This is a genomic window from Rummeliibacillus pycnus (assembly GCF_044359855.1).
Lineage (GTDB): Bacteria > Bacillota > Bacilli > Bacillales_A > Planococcaceae > Rummeliibacillus > Rummeliibacillus pycnus_A.
The window spans coordinates 3,920,272-3,942,402 of record NZ_CP132291.1 but is presented as its reverse complement, the minus strand read 5'-3'; the positions used below and the strand labels follow the sequence as shown (position 1 = coordinate 3,942,402).

Here is a 22,131-nt window from a genome sequence, read left to right as displayed (position 1 = left end):
CAAACCTCCTATGACGCATTTATTTGTACATATTTGTTATACTCAGTAGCAGTTAATAGTGTGAAAAACTCAATCCCATCAACTTCAACAGAAGCTCGATATGGGTACGCTCCAATTCGAGTTGTAATATCATAATCTGTGAAATGTTCGAAAAAATTTGATGGTCTACCTATTTGAACTCCTTCGCTGACGCAATCAATCGTGATAGCAAAATCACTTTCTTTTTCTTTGATATCTTTTAACTCATTTACTAGCTCAGCAACACGCCCGATTATATCTGTCATGTTTACACCTACTTTCCGATGCTCTTAACTCGCATCACGAAACGCATAAGTTGTTGAGCTTTCCACACTCAAGAACATGAAGTTGCTACGCTCCATATCGCCATTTGTATAAATACTACATATTGTGTTTGCGATTTTATGTGCTTCGTGACAGGAGTTACCCTGTCGTGTTATAATAATATTTGGACATAAAATATTAGGTTTGACTAAATCCGTGACTGATTAACTTCTTCCAAAAGTTAGTCAGTTTTTTTATGAACATAAACCGATTCCTCCGATGATGATCATTGCTGCAATTCCTCCGTAGAACCAAAGTGCGTCTAATAACGTAATCTTTTCTGATTCGAACAAGAAATTGTTTATTTTCTTCACCTAGCAACTACCTCCACATTTAGACCAATCTGCCCTAATCTTTCAGCTAATTCCATCAAACGTTCATGTTCTTGTTTTACTTTTTTAAGCTTTCTAATTTCTTTAATAGATGAAATAATATCTTCTGCACACAATTCAGCAGTTGCGAAATTATTACGTTCGATATTGATTGCTAATTCTTTTTGTAATGAATCGATATGGTTATGTTCTTTTTCTACTTTTGACCAATCCTGTGGTCTGAAATTTAATCTGTTCATTGTGCACCTCCGATAGCTAGATAACCATTACTTGCTAATGATCTATAATGTTTGTCCCACAACTCCACGTAACTAATTCCAGCTTCCATACACATAATAGCTACCAAGTGGTCAATAGCTGTTTGAGCTTCAACAAGTTCATCTAATGTATTTTCTATATCTTGCATTTCAAAATGCTGTACATTCCTCAATGGCTTTACTAAACTAGTTTTTTCAAGTTGTTCAATCGCTTCGTTCATTTCTTCAATGGTTTTTTCTTTTACTGCTGAACGATGTAAGTCTACATTGGGACCGTCTAACCATCTCGTACCAGTTCCTGTGTACTCATTGCGTAAAGTGATCGCAAATTTCGGATTGTCATATTTTTTTGTAAGTTTCCTTCCAATATCTGCAGGTACTTTCGACCGGCCATTTTCATACTTTGAAACTGTTTCTCGTGATACGTTAAGTTCGATAGCTAATTGTTGTTGATACTTGTTCCCTCTCAACTCTTTGAGAACACTAGGTACATTTGTTTTCTTCATTTTTATTCGCCCCTTTGTATTCAGGCGGTCACATCTCAACTCCTAGTAAACTCTTAGTAGACCGCCAAATTTTGTAATAGTTGATAGAATTAAATAACGGATTTAAAGTACGTTGTATTTGTTTCAATCCAATCAGTGTGGTTATCAATCCACTCGAATAATGCTTTTGTTGGGATCAACACACCCGCTTCACGGAAGACTGGGAAATCAGCTCTTCCAAGTAATTCAGAAGTCTTTGTTTCACCTATATGGAACAACTGCATTAGTTCTTTCCGTGTGATTAATGGTGGCAGTTCCTTTATTCTTATAGCCTCTGAAACTGCATTTTTGACTTCTTCATGAATTATTTTTCGAAGTTCTTCTGTATCAAATTGAATGTTAAACATAATCAGAAAGCACGCTCCTTTTGTTGTTTTCTCTTACACCCACCAATAAAGAATTAATGTCATCGCGATTGGCTATTGCTGTATCTCAAATCAACTCTTGAATTTCTTAGCTTACTCCACTCGATTAATTTCTTATTGGTAGGTGCAAAGTGCGATAAATAACTTACATCGCCTCTTTGTTACTCAATTTGTGTAACTTTTTATTAAAAAAAAGTTCATCAATTGGTACATCTAACAATTCAGCTATAATTTTTGCATTTTCTAATGAAGGTTTCACAAATCCATATTCAATATTTGCATAACCAGAAGGGTTTTTGTAACCTAACTTTTTAGATAAAAAAGTAATCGTTATCCCTTTAGCTTTTCTAGCTGCTCGTAATTCTTCGTTCATTTTCTCCACCTCACTTACTCATTTTGTGTAACTTTATATTTTCATTATATTTACTCATTTAGAGTAAGTCAACTGATTTTTATTCTTTTTGAGTATTTTTTTACATATTTCGTGTAACTGGTGATAGAATTAATTATATTAAGGGGTGATAAAGTGGATACATTAGGGACTCGTCTTTCTTATTTAAGGGAAAAAAAAGGTTGGACCAAAACATATGTAGCAAACAAACTTGGCATAAAAACAGTTTCAACATATGCAAACTGGGAATATGACACTAGACAACCTGATAATGACATGCTCGTAAAAATAGCCGATTTATACGTTGTAAGTCTTGATTATTTACTTGGTCGTTCAGATGTTATGAATCCAAAAGTATTTGAAAATGCAGGTATCACTAATGACGAATACACAAACTTAACCCCATACCAAAAAGAAGTGGTTGATTTCTTTCTAACACGAGAAGATTTATTTTTCCACGATCGTCCTGAACGGTTATTAGATGCATTAGAACAGTTTGAAATCTTCTATGAAGTGTGGAAGAAACAGCAAGATAAGAAGTAATTCAAAAGGGATATAGTTTACTGTGTCTCTTTTTTTACATATACATTATAGGTATTTAAGCTCATTACAATATAACTCTATAATTTCTTTATCCAGTTTTATATTACAATTTATGTAAAAATATTTTTTGCTAGAAATGGAGATGTACAGATTGAAAAAAGTGTTAGCCCAAATTTCAATTGCTTTATTTGCTTTAGGGATGTTATCTGCTTGTGGATCATCAAAGGATGATACTTCAGCTGAAAAAGAAAACGGTGTTAAAGAAACTCAGACTAAAGAAGGGACAAAAACTAATGCAGATAAGGCCGAGTCAAAAGAAATTAAAGATGGTCCATTAACGAAAGTTGGACAATGGACTAAAGAGGATGGAGGCACAAAAGTAACACTAGCCAAAATAGCAAATCCAAATAAAGAAATAAACCTTGACCCTATAAAATTGAATATAAAGACAATAAAATTCCTTGAAAGAACAAATATACAAGATAGCGAGAAAGAATACATCAAAGAGCTTTACAATAAGGATATTTCTAATAAATTAAATGTTATTCAAATCTCATATACTGTTGAAAATACTTCTGACAAGGATATAACGTTTTTTGCATTTAACAAATTGACTACAAATACTAAACAACAAATTGACGGAATGTTAAATTTAATAATGAACACAGATCCACGACAATACGTTGGTAAAGTGGTTACTGATGGAACCTTAGTAGTACCATATTTCCAAGATTCATTTGATGATTTATCATTATTAACTATTTTGACTGATAACGTATTTGATACAAATAACGGGAAGAATTATCATGCACCCGAAAAAGTACAAATTAAATTTTAAGGAGATTAAGTAATGCCTTCTACAAATATAACAATCAGATATTATAATGTTTTTATAACAAAAAATGCGGAATTAACAAACATTGATTTTCGAGATTTTTTAGACTATGTAATAGGTATTAATAACAGACAAAAAGGTGAAGTAATTTTAAAAAAAATGAAACTTGATACTCAAATGAGGAATGCATCTGATCGTGCATTCACAATTGCAGACTATAGAATTAGAAAACCAAAACAAGGTGAAAAATATACAGATGAATACGGTGAAATAGAAAATGATATTTTTGAACAAACAAACTGTGTTTATCAACATACTGAAAAGCTTTTTATCTGCGAATACAATTATTATGGAGCAAAAATAAATAAAATCAAAGAGTATTTCGAAGAATTTCTACCAGCTGCTACCACATCAACAGACCCTAAATGGGGGATAGAATTTATAGAACTATCTCCTACCCATTCCATTGAAAACATGTTACACGCGAGAGATATCACAAAATTAAACATTAAGCTTAATCTAACATCTAACCAAATAGATATTTTTAGACGAAATGCAGAAGAACAGCAAGAGTTCACAGCACAATTAGAGGGTAATGCCGAAATACGAGAACAGGTACATGGATATCTAGAAACGACATTACAAGAGATGATTCGTACCAGAAATCTATTCGGTGGAGCAATACGAAGTATTATTTTTTCTAAGGGAAAAGATTGGAGAAATAATCCATTTCATATGGATGCAATCAAAACTTTATTGTGTTATATTGATGTCGAAAGCGATTTATTTGAAAATATCATTGTTTCTTATACTGATAGAAATGGTAATAAATTTGAAAACATTGATTTAAAGCATTCTAAAGTATTAAGTAAAAATATAAGTTGTGACGGAGATTCATGGGAAATAATTACTGATGCAATTGAAGATTATTATTACAATATTAGTAATCGATTAGGTCAAGGAAACCATCAAAACTATCCAATTGATCACATTCTTCAAAATAACGAATATCCATTTTAGGGATTAATACAACAAAAGAAAGGAAGTGAAATTATGAGCAGTTTACAAAAGAACATTGTCAATTACATAGCGAAAGTAGGAAGTAAACTAATAATTTTCATTAATGCTTTAATTCTTTTACTTTTTATTATATTGTTAATAATTAAACCAGCTAATAAGTACTTAAATAAAATTTTCAATGGATTCATTGCTGATTTTCTTGTTGCAAATGCTAGTAACTTAATTTCACTTTCTGCTATCTTTATTGGGATTTATTTCACAATCTTTACCTTGATAAGCACATTAAATTTAAATTCATCCATCGCCAAATTATCCGAAAGGTATTTTAATATGCTTATCAATTTCATTAGAAATGCATTTGGATTTACGTTTATATACGCCATTTTCTTGTTATTTATTAATAAAATGTCAGAAGAATTAACTACAAAAACTTCACTTTTTATCAGTTTAATGAATTTAACTAATCTATTATTATTTATTTATATAATAGTTGCAGCCGCAAGAATTGCAATTTTACTATATGCTGCATTTAGTGTGGATATAGAAAAACTAAGCGATTTAAAAGATTCAGCAAAAAAAGACCAAGAACATATAGAACTGTTTATTTCAGATACAAGAAATTTTATTACTCGTTCTGAAAATAATTTTACAAAGCTTAATTGTTCTATCAAAGAATTGGAAGATTTTATAGAAAAACATAAGGGAACTTAATAATAAACTGTACTATTAAAAAACCTCACTTCCAATTAGTGGGGTTTTACTTTATAATAAAATAGAACGTACGTTCTTAAGAAGGTGATTAAAATGAGATTTTGCTACAGTCATTTAGAGGATTACATCAAAAATCTTTATCTTAATATCGGCATTACACGCCCTGAACAAATTGAAATGAAGACAATTGCTTCAAAATTAAATTTAAACTTACTTCACGTTCCGTTTAAATCTATGTGTAGTGGTAGCTTAATATGTATTGATGTGGGATTAACAAATGAACAACAATGGCAGCAATTTGGCCATGAATTATGTCACGCCTTATGGCATTCAGGTAATCAACTTGGTATCTCCCCTAGTTTTCGGGAATATCAGGAGTGGAAGGCTGTGGGGTTTGCTTACCACATGTGTGTGCCGACATTTATGATTGATTCAATCAATTTACCAAACAGTCATAAAGACGCAACATTGATAATTTCAAGTATTTTTAATGTTGAATACGACTTTGCTTTTAAGCGTTTAGATAAGTACAGCTCAAGAGTACTTTTACATTCTGGTTAATAAATACATAACAGACTAACAAATCTTAGAAGACAGACTTTAAATTAGACCGTCACAAAAAATTGTGTGTGATAGTTTTACATTAGAGGTGAACGCTTATGTACTTTAAACAATTAGACAAAACAACATGGCTATGCATTGGGGAAGTTTCGAAACACCCAGTCACAGGAAAACGGAAGCAAATTTCACGCAGAGGAAAGACTAAAAAAGAAGCTGAATATCGTGTTAAAGAAGCAATTAAGGAAATAGAAAAAAACTATCTCTTTGATCCTAAAATCAAGTTCGCTGAATTTGTTGAATCATGGTTCGAGTTATACAAAAGGCGTGGCGTTAAACAATCTACACTAGATAATCGTCGCTACTGTATAAACGTTTTAAACACGCATATGCGTAAAACTGAAGTAAAAAAAATCACATCGGTTTTTTATCAAAATGTATTAAATGAACTTCAAGATGGAGCAACATCGCATACTTCACTTAAAGGCATCCATAGTGTCGCTCAAATGATTTTTAAATACGCTGTTGAAGTTGGAATAATTGAAAAATCCCCGACTGATGCAACTTTTGTTCCTCGGCCACGCAAAAAGATTGCAGATATGGATGGTTCTGAAACTGAAAAACTTTATTTAAACGCAAATGAACTCAAACTGTTTTTAGAAGCATTAGATAACTATAATAGTCCTGTGATCAAAACGTTAATATATTTAATTACATTTACAGGAATGCGCCCAGGTGAAGCGATATCACTGTATCCTGTAGATATAAATTTTGAAGAAATGACAGTAAATATAAATAAAACAACCTATCGAAAGGATGGGAAAAAAGGAGAGTTTGAGTTAACTACTCCGAAAACAGCGAATAGCGTTCGTGTTGTTGATGTTGATAAATTTATTATAGACAAAATTCGTGACATGCAAGATTTTCAATTTGTACGTAATTATATAGAAAGTGAGTATCTATTTAGAATGCCAGATGGATACCCACCTACTGTCGATTATTTACGTAGTGTTACTCGAAGACTTGGAGAAAAAATGGGAATAAAAAAACAACTGCACACATACATGCTACGGCACACTCACGTAAGTTTGCTTGCGGAAGCTGGTGTAGATCTTCCTTACATCATGAACCGGGTAGGACATAAAAATTCCAAGACAACTACTGAAATCTATTTACATGTAACAAATGGTATGAGAGAAAACGCACGAAGCAAAATGCATATGAAATTTAGCAATTTAATAAAAAGGTAGGCTCGCGCACGAGACCTACCTTAAAAACTAAATGCAACTTTCTAAAATTCCCTTAATTCGTTCCAACTCATTTTTTACACTTGAATGATAAACATTCATTGGGTCAAGAAAATCCGTTTTTGCAATAGAATTATCATTAGTTACCGAAACTTCTTTAATTAACTCTAAAGCATCTTTTGGATATTTTTTCAACAGTTCAAGATCAACAGGTGTAATTCCAATTGGAATTCTAGCCACTATTTTTTGAAGATCAGACATGCTTTATTCCCCCTTTCTATCTTTATAGATTTATCTTATTCTATTAGAATATTTTTACAATATTTTTCGTAAATAAATGTTACTTTATTGTTACTTTTTTTAAATTTCAAGCTGAGTTAAAGATTACAAACGTTGATTTAACAGCATTTATCAACTTTATGAACGCATATATTCTTCGTATGCGTTCATAATTTCATCCTCTTTCGTATTTTTTCAGATTCCTTGATAAATAAGGATTTTCACCTCTTTATTTTATATGTACTTTCATATTATTTCATCTTTTTTCACTCGTTTTGTGATTTTCATGTGATTTTCTCGTGATTTTTCCCACAATAACTTTAGCGTAATACCTATAGTAAATAAAGGAATTATTACACCTTATACACTTCATAGTGTTTACTACTAGAAATAGTTCAGACAGCAATATATAAAATTGGTAAAGTTAAAATATATAAAAAGGAGGTTAAATATATATGAGGAAACTCTTATAAGTAACAATAGTTACTACTTTATTATTGAGTGCTTGTGGAGCATCTACGGAAACAAAAGATTCAAGATCAGAAGCAAATCAGGAAAGTAATAATATTCTATCTAAATATGGAGAAGTAAATAAATTCTATAATAAGGCTAAGACAGGTCCAATGAACTTGGAAAACCGGTGTAAATGTAGCTGATATAAAACCTAATAAGGATAGTATTATTTACAAAACAACTTATAAGTTGTATAATATATATATAGAAAGGAGGCGAACAAGTGGAATACTTAGGAATGATAATAGCCTTAGCATTCATCTTCCTCAAACTTCAATCTAAATGGCTCGACAACCAAAAAAAGAAGTTAGAAAATGAACAACTAAGGCTACAAAATAGAAGAACAAGACGAGGGGGTTAAACCTCTCGCTTGTATCCTAAAGTATACCACAAGCTTATGAAAATTTTCATTGGATTACTTATCCTTGCTTTAATTATTTGGATTGCTTTAAGTTTTCAAAGTAAAAAGCTTGACAGAGAACGTAAAAGATTACTTGAGGAACGAAACGAATTAATGAACAACAAAGAAAATGGTGATGAATAAATGGAAATTGACAATTACATGACTCCATCCGAAGCATCATATCGTTGGGGAATTCCAGAAAGAACATTAAGGGAAAAGTTTGTTATGTCCAGAAGAGAACATTTAATCAAAGAGGAAATCAGTCAAGGATTGATTAAGTACTTTGTTAAACCAGAAGGTAAGCGTGGAGAATGGATAATCTCAGTAAAAGCAATGGAAAAATGGTATGGTCCTGAACCTGAAAAAAAGTAAAAAATAAGCCCCTCACCTATATTGGTAAGGGGCTTTAAAATTACACTTTTTCTACGTATTCTTTATTTGCAGTAATATATAATCCTGATTTAGTTTTTAAACGATAGGATGAACTATATTTAACAATTCCTACAATTGTGTACTTAGTACCTTTCTGGCACAATTCCATACGATTTGATTCATCGCTAAAATTAACACCTTTATAAGCGTAGCAGTTTTTCTTAATACGATATAAGCCAGTACCACTTTTATAATAACTAGGTGCTTCAACTATTGAGGAAACTTTAATGATAGGATTTGATTTTGCTTTAACTGCATTTTTAAATCTTGTCCATTCGGCTGGATTACTAACCCATGGTGCTGGACAATTCTTCCCTGTCACATCATAGTGACGGCATAGATCATCAACAGTGAGTTTATATTTTTTACATAACTCAGCCACAATATCAACTGTACGGTTGAATGTAGATTCTTCAATCTTTCCAGCTTTATTAATGCACATTTCAATTCCAATAGTTGTACAGTTTGCATCACCGTAATATGAACCGATATGACCTTTTAGCTTATCAATCTTGCATTTATTTTCGTTAGCATGATAGCAAATCTCATCTAAAGGAACAATACATAACGCTTCTTTTTCATCCACAAAGATATGTGCACCAGCATAACGACCACCTGCACCATTTCCAAAGTAAGTTTTATGATTAGTTGCACTTGCACCAGGATTAGCGGTGTAGTGAAGGACGATTCCTTTTAATGCTGCTAATTTCGTCCTTGGTCTGCTGTATTCATTTTCGTTGATATAAGAGTTTTTATACGTTGCCATATTATTTACCACCCTTCCCTAACTTGTTTGGGTCAAAATACTTGGTAACGAACTTAATATTAATACCAATTCTGCTTAGATTTTCTACTACACTCATACCTTCATAAGCTACGATTAATCCGACGCCTAACTTGATTACATAGCCTTTTGCATCTACAAAAGCATCTACAAAAACTAAAAAAGCCAGTGCTACGAATAGCCCGACTTTGCGAATCAAACCGATATAATTAACAGATGAATTTAGCTTTTTCTCAACTGCAGATGCTAATAATCCGGTAACAATATCAAAGATTATGAAACTTAAAGCTACATACCATACATTTCCTACTACATTTGTAATATCGAATCCTGTTCCTAATTTTGTTGTCATTAGTTACACCTCATTTCTGCAAAATAAAAACCTTCCACAGATTGTGGAAGGTTTTTATTTTGGTGCTAATATTATTTAACTAAGTTCTTAATTTTTTCTAACTGATTTACTAGACTAATGTTACCTTGTAACTCTGATCCAGTTGCATTTTCCTACTCTTCCAAAGTTTCTTTTTGTATTTCTTTAATATTCAAGTAAATAATCAGGAACAAACCTTTCTCCTAATATCCATGTGTTCTTTTCTGCTCTTATAACATAAGATGTTCCTTCATCGATATCTGATTCTAAGTTTGTACTATTAAATTCATTTTTTATTCTATTTAATACAGAAACCTTTTTTATATAAAGTTTTGACAATTCAGGATCTAGATAGTGATCTAACCCATGGCAACTATAATAGTTACTGTATCTTTTGTGGACAGCTTAAAACGATTTGATTCTTCGATAATAGCTTTCTCATTGATTTCTCTAGCAGTACCATTATTCAACGACATAAATTTCCATCTATTACAAAACACAAAAAAGGCCCGGAAAGAGACACAAGGAATGCCCCATCACGAGCCCATTTAATATGATATTTGTGTTTCATTAGGGATACCGACTACCCTTACCATATTACCAGATCAAATGATGCTCTATTACTTACCTAATTTCATTTTTAGAAAGTTGTAACTTTTTCATAGATAGAAAACTTACGGTGGCCAGGAATGTCACAAGCAAAGCCCATTAAGACAGTTAAACCTGTTACATTAGAACCTGAAACAGTAGGACGAACAAACATACCTTCTGGTTCACGGTGAACCATTGATTTACCAGCTTCGGTGAATGACAATTCTTGTGTACCAGTTTTCCAGTTTAAACACATCAATTGTGTATTACCTAATTTGGTAGTTGTTCCACCCTGTCCGTCACTCATTGAACCACCGTTAGCAGTCATTAAAGCTGAATCAGGACTGAACCATTCTTTTTGGCCACCTTGTGCAGTATCTTTTGTCCAATATGCAGTACCAAACATTAAGTAAATATAGTCACCGAAAATCCCCCAACCATTAGGTGTTAAATTAGCAATGTTATCAGGGTCTGCTTTACCTGTTGAAGTTGCTTTTGCCCATTTAACTTTTGGTGCATTAATAGTTCCTAATTCCGTAAACGTAATATCTGCCATTTTTAATGACGTTTTGTAAGCGTCTGTGTAAGTGATTTTGAAAACAGTAATTTTCATTTTACGGTTTTCGTCCAGATACTTAACAGCTAATAAACCATTAACATTATCAATAGATACTGTTGCAGAATCACTATCTAAAAGACCCGCAATTCGTTTGTTTAAAGTAAACGTTTTAATTTGACTATCGCCATAAACATTCGATTTACCTTCAAATGATTTTGTTCCGTACATTGGGAATCTTGCAACAATTTTCCCTACAGGATGACCGTCATCGAAGCCAGCAGATTTGTTCTTTGCACGGTTCTCACATGGTGAATCATAATCTGCCCACATATAAACACCATCTGGTGCATACTCAATAGCAACTTGTGTACCATGACCCCAACCGCTTGCACCTGTTTTGTAATAGCATGATTTTTCAGTTTCAGAATTTGTCCCTAAATATGTTCCCGTCATTGCAGATTCGTCGTGCATCAAATGTGTAACTGTACCCAGTGCATTTGTTGTTTTAAATTTAGTCAAAGAAATGTCACCTTGTGAACCACCCATTTCAGGACTTGTTGAACCGTCTTTACATTGCGATAAAATTAAAGATTTATCACCTTTATAATCTTGAACAAATGATTGTAAAACTGTCTTTTGACTTGATGGCAGTGCATTAATATTTCCGCCACCTAAATTAGTGTTCAATGCCCCAACTGTAATGTTTGCCTTGATTGCTGTACCACTTGTCGCCATAAAAAACATCTCCTATATAAGTTTATTTGGTGGTTGACTAATCAACCAAAATAAAAACCCTATACCTATTCTCTTTTGAGAGGTTTGGTATAGGGTAAAACAGTTTGTGGAAATCACACATATTTTTAATGCAAGGGTTTTATCATGCTTCAAAGGTATTCGCTTATATCAAACTGCGAGACATCCCTCCATTTCAAGCCTCGCTTGCAATACGACATAGTATAGCTCCTCATCGAATGATTACTTATTTTCCTTCTTGTTTCGTAACTCCACCTTGTAAACCATTATAAGAATTCGAAGTGGATTGCTTACCAGCATATCCGAGATAACGTACAGGGAACATCGTATCGGTAACTTGTTTAGCTTTTATCTTAATTGGATCTGTTTCAATGTATCCAGCAGTATCTGTTGTAACAACATTTTCATCAATCATACCTGCACCAAATTGATAGAAATAAACCATCTTATCAACAGTATCAACCACCATGATTTCCCAACTATCTTCACGATAAGTAGAAGGGTTACGTTTTAAACCAGTTGAAGTAGGGAACTCTTTACCGTCACGTAAACTTGAGTTTGACATAGTTGCTGTGTAAGAACCCGTTACGTCCAAGCCCATTTTTGCAATGTGAGAATGTCCACTAACAGAAGTAATCACAGTACCAGGACCTTGGTGTTTGAAGTTCGTTGTAATAGAAGTACTTACCCATGAATGATCAGTAATTTTAGCCTTGTTGCCTAAACGACTATTTTCATAAAAATACCAAGGACCATTAGTTGCATTAGGTAACTGATTTGATATTAATGAAATTGCATTAGGATTTACTGCTGAATCTATTTGAGAATACTTTTTAATAGCTGATTTAGTAGTATGGTATACATCTTTGCCGTTGATAAAATCATCCAGGATTGCTTTGATAAGTTCAGTATTTCCTACCCAATAATCATCACCCGAATTGGCTTGATTGTAAGTACGCGGACCGCCATCACGAGTGAATGGTGTACCCGTTAACGCAACATGAGAGAACACGACTACTTCTTTAGTAGTTTGTAATGCAGTGTTAGCAAACCATTCTACTTGGGCTTTACCATATGCACCGAAGTCAGTTAATGGAAACTTAGATTTACCATTATCATCTAACTGATAAGGTACATCGTAAGAATTAAGAACAATTACACGAATGTTCTTTTCTGGAAAATCGATGTAACAATAAGATCCCGTTGTACGAGCAACAGCTGCATTGTAAATAGCTTGTGTAAGTGCAGTTTTGTAAGAAGCATTGTCTTTGCCAAGAGTGTCTAAATTACGACTAGATGCAGCATAAGATTGAAACTTAGTCCATGCAGCGTTTTGAGTAGCATTCATTGTAATTGACTTTAACATAGAAGTTAAAACCACAATATTTGCATCACTCATATTCTTTGAACCTGTTGTAGGGTCACCTACAAATAGTTTTCTAGTTACACGGAATTCTTCTGGGTCCATAAAATTTTCGAAATTATCATTGAATGTTCCGTTAGAATTCAAATATGAAGTATCAAAATGAATTTTAGCGTTCGCACCTTCACGGAATATAGGATCTAACACATTACCTTTTATAGTAGATTTCATATCCCCTGCCTTATCTCCAAATTTAATATCGTAAATGCAGTTGTCATCATGGTTGCCTTTAGCAAACAAGGTTGGAATCCCAGTATCTTTTAATACATTCATAGCTGTACGTAAATTACTTACTGAGCTAGAACGGGCCATTTTACCATCAATAATATCTCCACCATGGATAATAGCATCGACATTAAAACGCTCTACAAATGCAGCTACGTTTTGTAAGTGAGAAAATGACATCGCATTGTCTTTTAATGCTGTTGATAAACCGTCATCAGAATTTGCTGTATCTGCTGATGAACTATCGTAGTGAGTATCAGTAATAAAAGGCATTACTAAAAAGCGATTGTCGTTCGAACGTACAGCGTCTCTTAAGATAGAAATGTTGTTAGCATTTATTAAACTACCATCTGTTTTGTCCTCCAAGTTACGGATTAGTTGATTAATGTGTTTGTCGAAATACGGTTTTGGTGTTGTCAAAATAAATTCCTACTTTCTTTTTGTATTTTGGCGGGCATGTGCCCATAATAGAAAAAATGAGTATCTTAATCTGTGATGCATTCCATCTTAGCGAAATATAAGTTTAGGAATTTATCTTCTTGAGTCGGTTGGCTGGTTTGGTTAAATCTACGAGGGAGAATTCTTTAAGAGCGAAGTTAAAACCATGGCTCCCCCTATTAATTCCCCTTCATATATTCAGAAATCGTATGACAACGTATGACAAATAAATTTTATGAAACATGTTCTTTAACCTTGGTTTTAGCCCTACGAATATGCGTTTGAACCGTGCTCTTAGTAACTTTGAGCTCATCTGCAATTTGTTGGAAACTTTTTTGTTCGACAACATGTTTTATATAACAAACTCGTTCTCTGTGGCTCCATGCTGAAAATATCATTGCTAACTTTTTCTTTTCATCTTGAGTCATATAAAGCTGCTTAGAATTAATGTCATAAAGTTCATCTGTAATATCTGGAATAACATCAATTGATTCAAAGAATTGTTTTTGATAAATGGATTTTTTATCAATGCCTTGGTATGAACCTGGTTCTCTTCCTATCTCCATCCATTCCATTGCAAAGGTCATACTATCAATCATTCTATTGATCAGTGTTTCATCTTCAAAATTATCTTTATCCAGTCGCACCTTCATGTGGTGCAATTCTGCACGACTTTCTTTATATTCACCTAGTAATCTATCTGCCCAGTTATCCATGTATATCGCCCCTTTTTAACAAATAAAAAAGGATACCAAACTACACGCCATATTGACGTGAGCTTAGTATCCTGTCGGTTCTTCCGTAGAGGATTAATTATTCGATTTGTTATTTATACTAATTATACCATATCTTGTCCGTTTATACGTATTCTTTCAGAGCGAATAACATCTAAAACTTTGTTGTTTTTCCAAGTGATAATATCTTCGCCATGGCTTTTAGCTGCAACTTCGGTTAATTGTCCATCGTTCACAATGTAGACGGCATTTTTACATAAATCAACCTTTGCAATCATATCTTCATCTATTTTTCTAACCAAGAGTACTCACCCCGCTGATCTTATTGTTTTATCTAACACTTGGCCAATTTCTAATAGTTCATCTCTTACCGGACAGCTCATACATTGTTTTGTATAGTGATATGCTCCTCTATAAGGACATTTCATGCACCGATTATTAAATAATAGCCTCTGCCGTTCTAATGCTTCATTTCGTAACATTGAAACCACCCTTTTCAATTATTTTTTATAAGCATGAATCTTTAAATTTACTTAATCGTATATTCAATTAACAATTTGTTAATAATTGAGTTAGACGGTCTGCCAACCGTCTACTCACAACTACTCTCTTTTCTATTCTTGCACGTTTGAATGTCGGTTCAAGCGTGTTTTTTTATTATGAAATTACTCGTGATACATTACCCTTTGCAAACTTGTTATATTCATCTTCCAATCGTTCATCGCACCAATGATTATAAAACCCTTTGCGAGTCATATTGATATATTCCAAGTATTCTTTCATTGCTTTGCGTTCATCTTGAGGAAAGTTTGTGTCTCACTTATGTCGTCCCTCCCACTCCATTTTCGCCATGATAATAGCTCCTGCAATGGATGCTGTTGTATAGATAAAATCTGAAACTGACAATCTGCTATTCTCCTTTATGTCGCTAAATCTATGTTGTATATTTTTACTATAATTGTTCATTACTTCTATATATTATGGTATAATTGCCAAATTGAAAGGAGGTTTAATAATTGGACGAATTTCTTACTACATTCGCCTTTATACCAATTTTAGTCATCTTATTATATTTTGCCGTAATTATATTTGTTTTTTATTTCATGGTGAAAGTCCTTCTAAATCAGAAAGAAATCAAGGGATTTCTAAAAGATATTTCTGAAAAGCTTGATCAAAAAGAAGATTAGAAGGGGAAACCCTTCTTTTTTGTGTCACTAAATCTTCGAACTACGCCACTACAAGTAAACGGTTATTGTTATTTTTGGTACCTTCATTATTTTATGGTATAATTTTTTAGTTTAATATTATATTAGATTGGGGATATATATTTGAAACATTTACCACAGAAAGTAAATCTTTTAGAACTAGTGTCTGGTATTACTGATTATAACAATTTTGTCGTTTCAGAAATAAATGATCATGTTTTAAGAATTGCTGTTATTGATGGTGAATTTCATTGGCATGAACATGAAACAGACGAATACTTTATGGTGCTTGAAGGGGAACTTTTCATTGACTTAGAAAACGAAAAGTCTATTTCATTACTCCCTGGTGAAGGATACAATGTGCCAGCACATACAAAACATAGAACCCGCTCAAATATTAGAACTGTGAATATTTGTTTTGAAAAAAATGATAATGATATAAAGGGAACTCCTTAAGCACCAATATGATTGGTGCTTTTTTATTACACATTATTCTTCTACTGTTCACTTAAACCCCATCACAACAAACCCTGGTTGCTGCTCAAAATCAGTGATGTAAGTAATCCGTTTTGCAATTTCTCCACCCGTAAATTCCATACCGTTCCATTCCCTCAGAACAATGAAGTCGCCCTCTTGAAACCCACGGTCATTCTTTCTAATTTCGAAAGTTTTATTGCCACTGATAACTGCTGCAAAGTACTTTGGTAAAATCTTTAAGCTATGAGTTATGGTCATTACGCAACCCCCCCACTTTGTTTTCATCCGCCAAGAAATCAACAGCATACTTCAAAGCACCTTCACGATCTAAACTTGTAATCTGCATCAATCGGGTTACATATCTTTCAAAATTGTCACTGAATACTTTCTCTTTGAATTTTTGATACTGGTAGTATGTAATGACGATTTGGTCTATGATGTATTTGATATCGTTTGTCGCAGTCATTAGTTAGCCTCCTTAAATAATTTTCTTGTACGATAATTCAATCGAAAATTTTTCGGAACACTCACTGTGTAATTTTCCGTCATTTCAAACAAACGACTTCCTGTCGCTTCATCCACTGCAAGCATTTCAGGAAACTGTAGTTCACTTGACAGCAAGATTGGCAAGTTGTTTAAATACCGATGATTAACAATGTCGTACACCTTCCGTTGCTGCCATTCAGTAGCTTGTGGTTTACCTCCAGCTGGCTTGTATAGATCATCAATGAAAAGAACTTCCACTTCCTTAGCTCTTTGCGTTATGGCTTCTTCTTTTTCGAAAGTGTTCGCTTGCATTTCAGCAATTGTTGAAACAAATGGGAAGTACATAACTGGAATGGAACCTTTGGTTATCAAGTTGTTACTAACGGCCATCAAAAGATGTGTTTTACCAACCCCAGGTTGACCAATAAGAGCAATGCTGTTTGTCCGAGTGTTTCTGACGTTTTTGAAATGGGTGAAATACTCTTCTGATTTTTCTTTCATGCGTTTTACGTAATTACTTAATCCTTCTATATCAAAATTGTTAAATCGCATTTTCTGAAATTCTTCCGTGATATGAGATGAATTGATAAGTCCTTCAATCTTTCGTTGATTCGTACAAGAGCAGTCCACCCATACTTGCTCTTTACGGACATAGCGACCATCACCCCATACATCTGCATCACGCCACTCAGTCCAGCCTTTTTCATCCTTGCAGATATCGCATTTGTAGTTAGTCGGAGCAATATCCTCTTGCGATCTCATAAGGGTTTCTTGCTCCTTCATTTTTCTGAGAACTTCCTCGATTCCCGTGAATGCTTGTTCCATTTTGTTCACCCCGTTTGTTAGATTCATAGATTTCAGCTTGTTGACGAGTAATTACAAGATTCTCTTTCCATTTCGTTAAAATCGAAGTTGCATATTTAACTGGATTAGTAACTTTTGGATTTGAAGCTGTAATTTCTAATGCATATAAAACTAAATCAGCTGTAAAATCATCCACCAACCCACCAAGCTTTTCTTCAATCATTGGCCTAACGATTGAGATATTTTTTTCGTAGAAGTTAATGATCTTAGCAAAGCTTTTGTCGGGCTGGTTGTTAGGTTGATAATTTTTAATATTGTTATTATTTATATTGATACTTTTAAAACTGTTACTATTAGTGGTGTCATTTTGTATGGTTACGATTTGTTCCTGTACGTTTTGGGATGGTAACGTTTCGTAAGGGCACGATTTGACCCCATACGGAATATTTTGTTTTAAAAGATAGAGATTTTTAGAGAAACCATTTTCTAACCGTTCTCGGACAATTTCGATATAGCCTTTATCTATCAACACCTTGCGATGCTTCAAATATCGTTTTTTTGAAATGTTTAATTCAGCACAAATTAATTCTACACCTGGAAACGCCTCATGATTATTGCCTGCAAAAGCTGATAAATATCCATAAATCGCTTTAGCCTCAATACTTAAATCTTTATCACGCGTAATCATTTGAGGTATTAGCCCGTAACCTTTTGAAAGTATTCCTTCGTATATAACTCCGTTGATATTTTCAGCCACTTCAGTACCTCCTTAAATCCTGTTAGTTTCGCATATTACTAAACCATTGCTAACCTTTATTACCCGATAGCCGTTATATCGCTTCATTCTTAATTTCATCCGTATTGCCCTGTCCCGCTCGAATATCCAAACTGGTTTTCCATTAAGCGCCGAACAACTCGCCTGTGAAGATTTGTTCTTTTTGTCCTGTTAGGGAGAACATTGCAAATTCATCATTTTTAAGTGTTTCAATCATGCTATCTGCTACTACAAAGTCTGAATACTTACCACCACGACTCTTAAAAATTGAATCTTGTTCTTTTTCGCAAAATTGATTGAATGCACCTCCACTTTCGAACGCTGCATGAATGTAAGAACCAACTGTTAAGGCACTTGAAAAGGTTCTTGATATTCTCCATTTAACTTCGTAATCTCTGAAGTTTCACATTGCATCATGCTTTTGAAATGGTAAACCGAGAAATACTCTCGGTTTACCTCTTGTGAGTAGTAATTCTCACGGTTCAAAGCTTATATTTCCTGAATAACCCCGATCTTTTTTAAATAATCCTCAAGACAAGAAGTACAACAGAATACTTCGTTTTCAAAAATTACAGCTTCATAGCCTTGATACACTAAGTCTTTGCATTCTTTACATCTTCCAACTGGAGATGCATAAGTTTCTTCATATCCTAATCCTGCAACCATTGGATTTTCTAACATAATCAGACCTCCTATGACGCATTTATTTGTACATATTTGTTATACTCAATTGCAGTTAATAGTGTGAAAAACTCAATGCCATCAACCTCAACAGAAGCTCGATATGGGTAATCTCCAATTCGAGTTGTAATATCATAATCTGTGAAATGTTCGAAAAAATTTGATGGTTTACCTATTTGAACTCCTTCGCTGACATAATCAATTGTGATAGCAAGACTACTCTCTTGTTCTTTGATAACCTTTAACTCATTTACAAGATCTGCAATTCGACCGATTAGATTTGTCATGTTTTCACCATCTTTCTGATGCTTAACTCACATCACGAAACACTCAAGCTTTTAAGGTTTTCGCACCTTTAAAAGATGAAGATTTGCCGTCTCCATAACGTCAAATTTGTATAAATACTATATTAGATACGATTTTTGCGTGCTTCGTGACAGGAATTAACCTGTCATGTTATTTTTAAGTCAGCCAGTTAATTCCCCATGAAATAGCTTGTTTTTTTATTGTAATAATGGGATAACCCCTCTTCATGTGATTTAGCTATTTTTACTAAGCGATCATGTTCACGTTTTGTATGCCGGATTTTGCAAAGTTCTTTTATTGAGTTATTAATATTTTCCGAACATATTCCTGCAATACCGTAATCTCCTCTCTCAAGGTGTATAGACAATTCTTTTTGTAATGAATCAATATCTTCATGTAATTTCTCTGCTGCATTCCAATCCTGTGGTCTGAAATTTAATCTGTTCATAGTGCACCTCCTATGGCTAGGTAACCATTACTTGTTAACGGTCTATAATGTTTGTCCCACAACTCCACGTAACTAATTCCAGCTTCCATACACATAATCGCTACCAAGTGGTCAATGTCTATTTGAGCTTCAACAAGCTCATCTAACTGCATCTGTCACTGCATTTTTTACTTCTTCGCGTATCATTTAGCAAAATTCTTTAATATCAAATGGAATATTATTCATAGAAGAACATCCTCCTTAAGAAACACGTCTTGGAACATAGTTTTCTATATACTGAATTGCTATTTGAAGATCTTGGCGCTTAACATCTTTGTAACTAGCAACTGCAAAACGGTCTTTGATTTCTCTGTAGATTTCGCGGAATAGCTTTGACCGGTTAGCTATGTGATCTTCGATTTCATAAACTTTACACGCAACAGCTTTTTGCAACCGACGTTGCTCTCCATAATCTAAAGTGATTTGTTCTTCAACTTTTTCGTTGATTTTAGACAATTCTCTTCGAATTTTATGCTGTTCTTGCTTAATACTTTGAGTGTCTTCTATGAGATCTGCTGTAGTTCGTAAAACTGTTACTAACGCTTGGTCCTTTGATAGAGGGATGACCTTTTCCTCTTTAATCTCGTAGTAATCATCAACCAATGACTCGTAAGCATCCCATGCTTTATCTGAATTAATTGATTTGGCATGAAGCCAAGCTCCCTTTTCAGTCCATAAATATAAGCGACTAACCGAGCCTTGAAATTCACGATTTGTTACTTTTAAGTCTTTTAGATCTTCACCAGTTAATAAGAAAAAATGTTTTCCTTCTTTATAACGAGATTCATTGTATTTGAAGTTGTAACTGATCTTGTCTGATGTTGTTTCAAATGCTTCAGCAAGTTGTACTGTAGTTAAAACACGCTGATTATTTTGTTCAATGGCTTGTAAATGGTTCATTTTGTACCTCCTAGGCTAAATTTTTGATACATTTCGTATCATAATTAATAAAAAAAACGTCAGGAAATAGTTCTTTCATCGATACATCATAAAACTGTTCAAATTTCACCATTAACGGAACTGAAGGATTTCGTGTACCACTTTCAAGTTTCCTGACATAAACTTCTGAGATATTTATTTTCTTGGATAATTCAACTTGCGTTAAACCTAACTTTTTACGCTGTTCAATTAACTTTTTACGCATTATTCTTCACCTCCTTTTCGATACATTTCGTATCCTCAACTAGAATATATCAGATACATTTCGTATCGTCAACACTTTTTGATACTTTTTGTATCTTTCTGTTTTATAGATACTATTTGTATCTGTTTTTGTTTATAATCTATATATGCAAATGTATGTTCTAAAACTGTGAGGTGGTATAAATGTTAACTGAAAACTTAAAGAAACTAAGAGGAAAACAGACTCAAGACGAAATTGCTAAAAAATTAGGTATTTCTAGAGCTAGATATTCACACTACGAAAACGGTATTCGTGAACCTGATAATAACATGCTAGAAGCATTGGCAGATTTATTTAATGTAACTATAGATGATTTATTAGGTAGAGAAATAAATCAACTTACTAAAAACCATGTAGATTTTACCAAAGATGAAAAAGATATAGCTAAGCGATTAAAGACATTTAGAGATGAAATAGAAAACAGCGATGGTCTAGCATTTGATGGTGAACCAATCAGCGAAGAAGCTAAAGAATCTTTAATCGAATCGATGGAACATATATTCCGCCAAACACAAAGGATTAATAAAAAATACACACCTAATAAATATAAAGATAGAGAATAAACATATTAGGAATTGTGAGGCGATTATATGTTGAAATCCGTTGTTAAGGAATTAGTAGAAAAATATAACACTAATAATCCTTACGAAATCGCAGAATGCAAAAATATAATTGTGATTAATTGGGACTTACACGAAGAAATCAGAGGATACTATAAATACGATCGTCGAAATCGATATATTGTTATTAATGGCAATTTACCACAAGAAATGCAAAGAGTTGTATGTGCACATGAATTAGGGCATGCAATACTACATACTAGGTACAACACTCCATTCATGCGACAAAATACATTTTTTTCTGTTTCCAAAATTGAAATACAAGCAAATACATTTGCTGCAGAACTATTAATCTCTGATGAATCAGTAAGAGATTGCAAGTGTTTATCTATAAACCAAATAGCCGCTTTACATAACGTACCAACAGAACTTGTCAAAATGAAATGTAAAGGGCTATTTTAATACCGATAAAAAGAACGTATGTTCTTTTTATCGCAAATCAAATATTAAATTCAAA

At 33.4% G+C, this 22,131-nt stretch carries 35 protein-coding genes; 12 read left to right on the top strand and 23 right to left on the bottom strand.

Going from position 1 to position 22,131, the window contains the following annotated elements; all coding sequences use genetic code 11:
- Nucleotides 1-8 precede the first annotated feature (8 nt).
- The 5 genes from Q8X41_RS19280 to Q8X41_RS19260 all read right to left on the bottom strand — a co-directional run bounded on the left by Q8X41_RS19280 (nt 9) and on the right by Q8X41_RS19260 (nt 2,214).
- Nucleotides 9-284, bottom strand: coding sequence for a hypothetical protein (locus Q8X41_RS19280; protein ID WP_397537847.1), 276 nt, complete (start codon nt 282-284; stop codon nt 9-11).
- 368 nt (nt 285-652) lie between these two features.
- The gene (locus Q8X41_RS19275) at nt 653-913 is read right to left on the bottom strand and encodes a hypothetical protein (RefSeq protein ID WP_397537846.1); all 261 of its coding nucleotides are present in this window, start codon (nt 911-913) and stop codon (nt 653-655) included.
- Nucleotides 910-1,437, bottom strand: a complete 528-nt coding sequence (locus Q8X41_RS19270) for a helix-turn-helix domain-containing protein (RefSeq protein WP_397537845.1) — start codon at nt 1,435-1,437, stop codon at nt 910-912. Before Q8X41_RS19270 ends, Q8X41_RS19275 begins: the two co-directional genes overlap by 4 nt.
- Before the next feature lie 89 nt (nt 1,438-1,526).
- Nucleotides 1,527-1,823 carry a DNA-binding protein gene (locus tag Q8X41_RS19265; protein WP_397537844.1) on the bottom strand — a complete coding sequence of 99 codons (297 nt, stop codon included), beginning with the start codon at nt 1,821-1,823 and terminating at the stop codon, nt 1,527-1,529.
- A gap of 163 nt (nt 1,824-1,986) precedes the next feature.
- Nucleotides 1,987-2,214, bottom strand: a complete 228-nt coding sequence (locus Q8X41_RS19260; protein ID WP_397537843.1) for a helix-turn-helix transcriptional regulator — start codon at nt 2,212-2,214, stop codon at nt 1,987-1,989.
- A 153-nt stretch (nt 2,215-2,367) separates the two neighbouring features.
- On the opposite strand from Q8X41_RS19260, the gene Q8X41_RS19255 reads away from it, so the two are divergent.
- The 6 genes from Q8X41_RS19255 to Q8X41_RS19230 all read left to right on the top strand — a co-directional run bounded on the left by Q8X41_RS19255 (nt 2,368) and on the right by Q8X41_RS19230 (nt 7,149).
- The gene (locus Q8X41_RS19255) at nt 2,368-2,775 is read left to right on the top strand and encodes a helix-turn-helix domain-containing protein (RefSeq protein ID WP_397537842.1); all 408 of its coding nucleotides are present in this window, start codon (nt 2,368-2,370) and stop codon (nt 2,773-2,775) included.
- Between the two features lie 151 nt (nt 2,776-2,926).
- A complete protein-coding gene (locus Q8X41_RS19250; protein WP_397537841.1) occupies nt 2,927-3,613 on the top strand; it encodes a hypothetical protein in 687 nt (228 codons plus the stop codon).
- 12 nt (nt 3,614-3,625) lie between these two features.
- Nucleotides 3,626-4,630 (top strand): hypothetical protein, encoded by a 1,005-nt coding sequence (locus tag Q8X41_RS19245; protein WP_397537840.1) that lies wholly within the window; start codon nt 3,626-3,628, stop codon nt 4,628-4,630.
- Between the two features lie 33 nt (nt 4,631-4,663).
- Nucleotides 4,664-5,341, top strand: coding sequence for a hypothetical protein (locus Q8X41_RS19240; RefSeq protein ID WP_397537839.1), 678 nt, complete (start codon nt 4,664-4,666; stop codon nt 5,339-5,341).
- A gap of 93 nt (nt 5,342-5,434) precedes the next feature.
- Nucleotides 5,435-5,902 (top strand): ImmA/IrrE family metallo-endopeptidase, encoded by a 468-nt coding sequence (locus tag Q8X41_RS19235; protein WP_397537838.1) that lies wholly within the window; start codon nt 5,435-5,437, stop codon nt 5,900-5,902.
- A 98-nt stretch (nt 5,903-6,000) separates the two neighbouring features.
- Nucleotides 6,001-7,149: a tyrosine-type recombinase/integrase gene (locus tag Q8X41_RS19230; protein ID WP_397537837.1), complete on the top strand. Its 1,149-nt coding sequence runs from the start codon at nt 6,001-6,003 to the stop codon at nt 7,147-7,149.
- 27 nt (nt 7,150-7,176) lie between these two features.
- Here Q8X41_RS19230 and Q8X41_RS19225 read toward each other — a convergent pair whose 3' ends face one another.
- Nucleotides 7,177-7,407 carry a hypothetical protein gene (locus tag Q8X41_RS19225; protein ID WP_397537836.1) on the bottom strand — a complete coding sequence of 77 codons (231 nt, stop codon included), beginning with the start codon at nt 7,405-7,407 and terminating at the stop codon, nt 7,177-7,179.
- 901 nt (nt 7,408-8,308) lie between these two features.
- Here Q8X41_RS19225 and Q8X41_RS19220 point away from each other — a divergent pair.
- Nucleotides 8,309-8,482, top strand: coding sequence for a hypothetical protein (locus Q8X41_RS19220; protein WP_397537835.1), 174 nt, complete (start codon nt 8,309-8,311; stop codon nt 8,480-8,482).
- Nucleotides 8,483-8,713 (top strand): helix-turn-helix domain-containing protein, encoded by a 231-nt coding sequence (locus Q8X41_RS19215; protein WP_397537834.1) that lies wholly within the window; start codon nt 8,483-8,485, stop codon nt 8,711-8,713.
- A 40-nt stretch (nt 8,714-8,753) separates the two neighbouring features.
- Here the strand turns inward: Q8X41_RS19215 and Q8X41_RS19210 are convergent, their stop codons facing one another.
- The 7 genes from Q8X41_RS19210 to Q8X41_RS19180 form a co-directional block, all read right to left on the bottom strand.
- On the bottom strand, nt 8,754-9,539 hold the full coding sequence (locus Q8X41_RS19210; protein ID WP_397537833.1) for an N-acetylmuramoyl-L-alanine amidase: 786 nt from the start codon (nt 9,537-9,539) through the stop codon (nt 8,754-8,756).
- 1 nt (nt 9,540) lies between these two features.
- Entirely contained in the window at nt 9,541-9,909 is a 369-nt protein-coding gene (locus Q8X41_RS19205) for a phage holin family protein (protein ID WP_397537832.1), read from the bottom strand.
- A 658-nt stretch (nt 9,910-10,567) separates the two neighbouring features.
- Entirely contained in the window at nt 10,568-11,812 is a 1,245-nt protein-coding gene (locus Q8X41_RS19200; protein ID WP_397537831.1) for a hypothetical protein, read from the bottom strand.
- Between the two features lie 244 nt (nt 11,813-12,056).
- Entirely contained in the window at nt 12,057-13,898 is a 1,842-nt protein-coding gene (locus Q8X41_RS19195) for a metallophosphoesterase family protein (RefSeq protein ID WP_397537830.1), read from the bottom strand.
- A 251-nt stretch (nt 13,899-14,149) separates the two neighbouring features.
- On the bottom strand, nt 14,150-14,632 hold the full coding sequence (locus Q8X41_RS19190) for a sigma factor-like helix-turn-helix DNA-binding protein (protein WP_397537829.1): 483 nt from the start codon (nt 14,630-14,632) through the stop codon (nt 14,150-14,152).
- 122 nt (nt 14,633-14,754) lie between these two features.
- Complete coding sequence (locus tag Q8X41_RS19185; RefSeq protein WP_397537828.1) at nt 14,755-14,952, bottom strand: DUF3954 domain-containing protein; 198 nt, start codon at nt 14,950-14,952, stop codon at nt 14,755-14,757.
- 6 nt (nt 14,953-14,958) lie between these two features.
- On the bottom strand, nt 14,959-15,132 hold the full coding sequence (locus tag Q8X41_RS19180; protein WP_397537827.1) for a hypothetical protein: 174 nt from the start codon (nt 15,130-15,132) through the stop codon (nt 14,959-14,961).
- A gap of 534 nt (nt 15,133-15,666) precedes the next feature.
- On the opposite strand from Q8X41_RS19180, the gene Q8X41_RS19175 reads away from it, so the two are divergent.
- Nucleotides 15,667-15,837 carry a hypothetical protein gene (locus Q8X41_RS19175; protein WP_397537826.1) on the top strand — a complete coding sequence of 57 codons (171 nt, stop codon included), beginning with the start codon at nt 15,667-15,669 and terminating at the stop codon, nt 15,835-15,837.
- 141 nt (nt 15,838-15,978) lie between these two features.
- Entirely contained in the window at nt 15,979-16,311 is a 333-nt protein-coding gene (locus Q8X41_RS19170) for a cupin domain-containing protein (protein ID WP_397537825.1), read from the top strand.
- Between the two features lie 48 nt (nt 16,312-16,359).
- Here Q8X41_RS19170 and Q8X41_RS19165 read toward each other — a convergent pair whose 3' ends face one another.
- From Q8X41_RS19165 to Q8X41_RS19120, 10 genes are all read right to left on the bottom strand, one after another.
- Nucleotides 16,360-16,590: an ASCH/PUA domain-containing protein gene (locus tag Q8X41_RS19165; RefSeq protein WP_397537824.1), complete on the bottom strand. Its 231-nt coding sequence runs from the start codon at nt 16,588-16,590 to the stop codon at nt 16,360-16,362.
- Nucleotides 16,574-16,798 carry a hypothetical protein gene (locus Q8X41_RS19160; RefSeq protein ID WP_397537823.1) on the bottom strand — a complete coding sequence of 75 codons (225 nt, stop codon included), beginning with the start codon at nt 16,796-16,798 and terminating at the stop codon, nt 16,574-16,576. Before Q8X41_RS19160 ends, Q8X41_RS19165 begins: the two co-directional genes overlap by 17 nt.
- Nucleotides 16,798-17,580: a DnaA ATPase domain-containing protein gene (locus Q8X41_RS19155; protein ID WP_397537822.1), complete on the bottom strand. Its 783-nt coding sequence runs from the start codon at nt 17,578-17,580 to the stop codon at nt 16,798-16,800. Before Q8X41_RS19155 ends, Q8X41_RS19160 begins: the two co-directional genes overlap by 1 nt.
- Nucleotides 17,549-18,379: a DnaD domain protein gene (locus Q8X41_RS19150; RefSeq protein WP_397537821.1), complete on the bottom strand. Its 831-nt coding sequence runs from the start codon at nt 18,377-18,379 to the stop codon at nt 17,549-17,551. The genes Q8X41_RS19155 and Q8X41_RS19150 overlap by 32 nt, the downstream gene beginning before the upstream one ends.
- 142 nt (nt 18,380-18,521) lie before the next feature.
- Nucleotides 18,522-18,770: a PD-(D/E)XK nuclease-like domain-containing protein gene (locus tag Q8X41_RS19145; protein ID WP_397540307.1), complete on the bottom strand. Its 249-nt coding sequence runs from the start codon at nt 18,768-18,770 to the stop codon at nt 18,522-18,524.
- A 116-nt stretch (nt 18,771-18,886) separates the two neighbouring features.
- Entirely contained in the window at nt 18,887-19,078 is a 192-nt protein-coding gene (locus Q8X41_RS19140; protein WP_397537820.1) for a hypothetical protein, read from the bottom strand.
- Between the two features lie 11 nt (nt 19,079-19,089).
- On the bottom strand, nt 19,090-19,365 hold the full coding sequence (locus Q8X41_RS19135; protein ID WP_397537819.1) for a hypothetical protein: 276 nt from the start codon (nt 19,363-19,365) through the stop codon (nt 19,090-19,092).
- A gap of 188 nt (nt 19,366-19,553) precedes the next feature.
- Nucleotides 19,554-19,832 carry a hypothetical protein gene (locus Q8X41_RS19130; RefSeq protein ID WP_397537818.1) on the bottom strand — a complete coding sequence of 93 codons (279 nt, stop codon included), beginning with the start codon at nt 19,830-19,832 and terminating at the stop codon, nt 19,554-19,556.
- Between the two features lie 240 nt (nt 19,833-20,072).
- Nucleotides 20,073-20,771: an ORF6N domain-containing protein gene (locus tag Q8X41_RS19125; RefSeq protein WP_397537817.1), complete on the bottom strand. Its 699-nt coding sequence runs from the start codon at nt 20,769-20,771 to the stop codon at nt 20,073-20,075.
- Nucleotides 20,772-20,781: 10 nt separating this feature from the next.
- A complete protein-coding gene (locus Q8X41_RS19120; RefSeq protein ID WP_397537816.1) occupies nt 20,782-21,015 on the bottom strand; it encodes a helix-turn-helix transcriptional regulator in 234 nt (77 codons plus the stop codon).
- A 182-nt stretch (nt 21,016-21,197) separates the two neighbouring features.
- Here Q8X41_RS19120 and Q8X41_RS19115 point away from each other — a divergent pair, with 182 nt between their 5' ends.
- The gene (locus Q8X41_RS19115) at nt 21,198-21,617 is read left to right on the top strand and encodes a helix-turn-helix domain-containing protein (RefSeq protein ID WP_397537815.1); all 420 of its coding nucleotides are present in this window, start codon (nt 21,198-21,200) and stop codon (nt 21,615-21,617) included.
- Nucleotides 21,618-21,644: 27 nt separating this feature from the next.
- Nucleotides 21,645-22,076, top strand: a complete 432-nt coding sequence (locus tag Q8X41_RS19110) for an ImmA/IrrE family metallo-endopeptidase (RefSeq protein WP_397537814.1) — start codon at nt 21,645-21,647, stop codon at nt 22,074-22,076.
- The last annotated feature ends 55 nt before the right edge of the window (nt 22,077-22,131 follow it).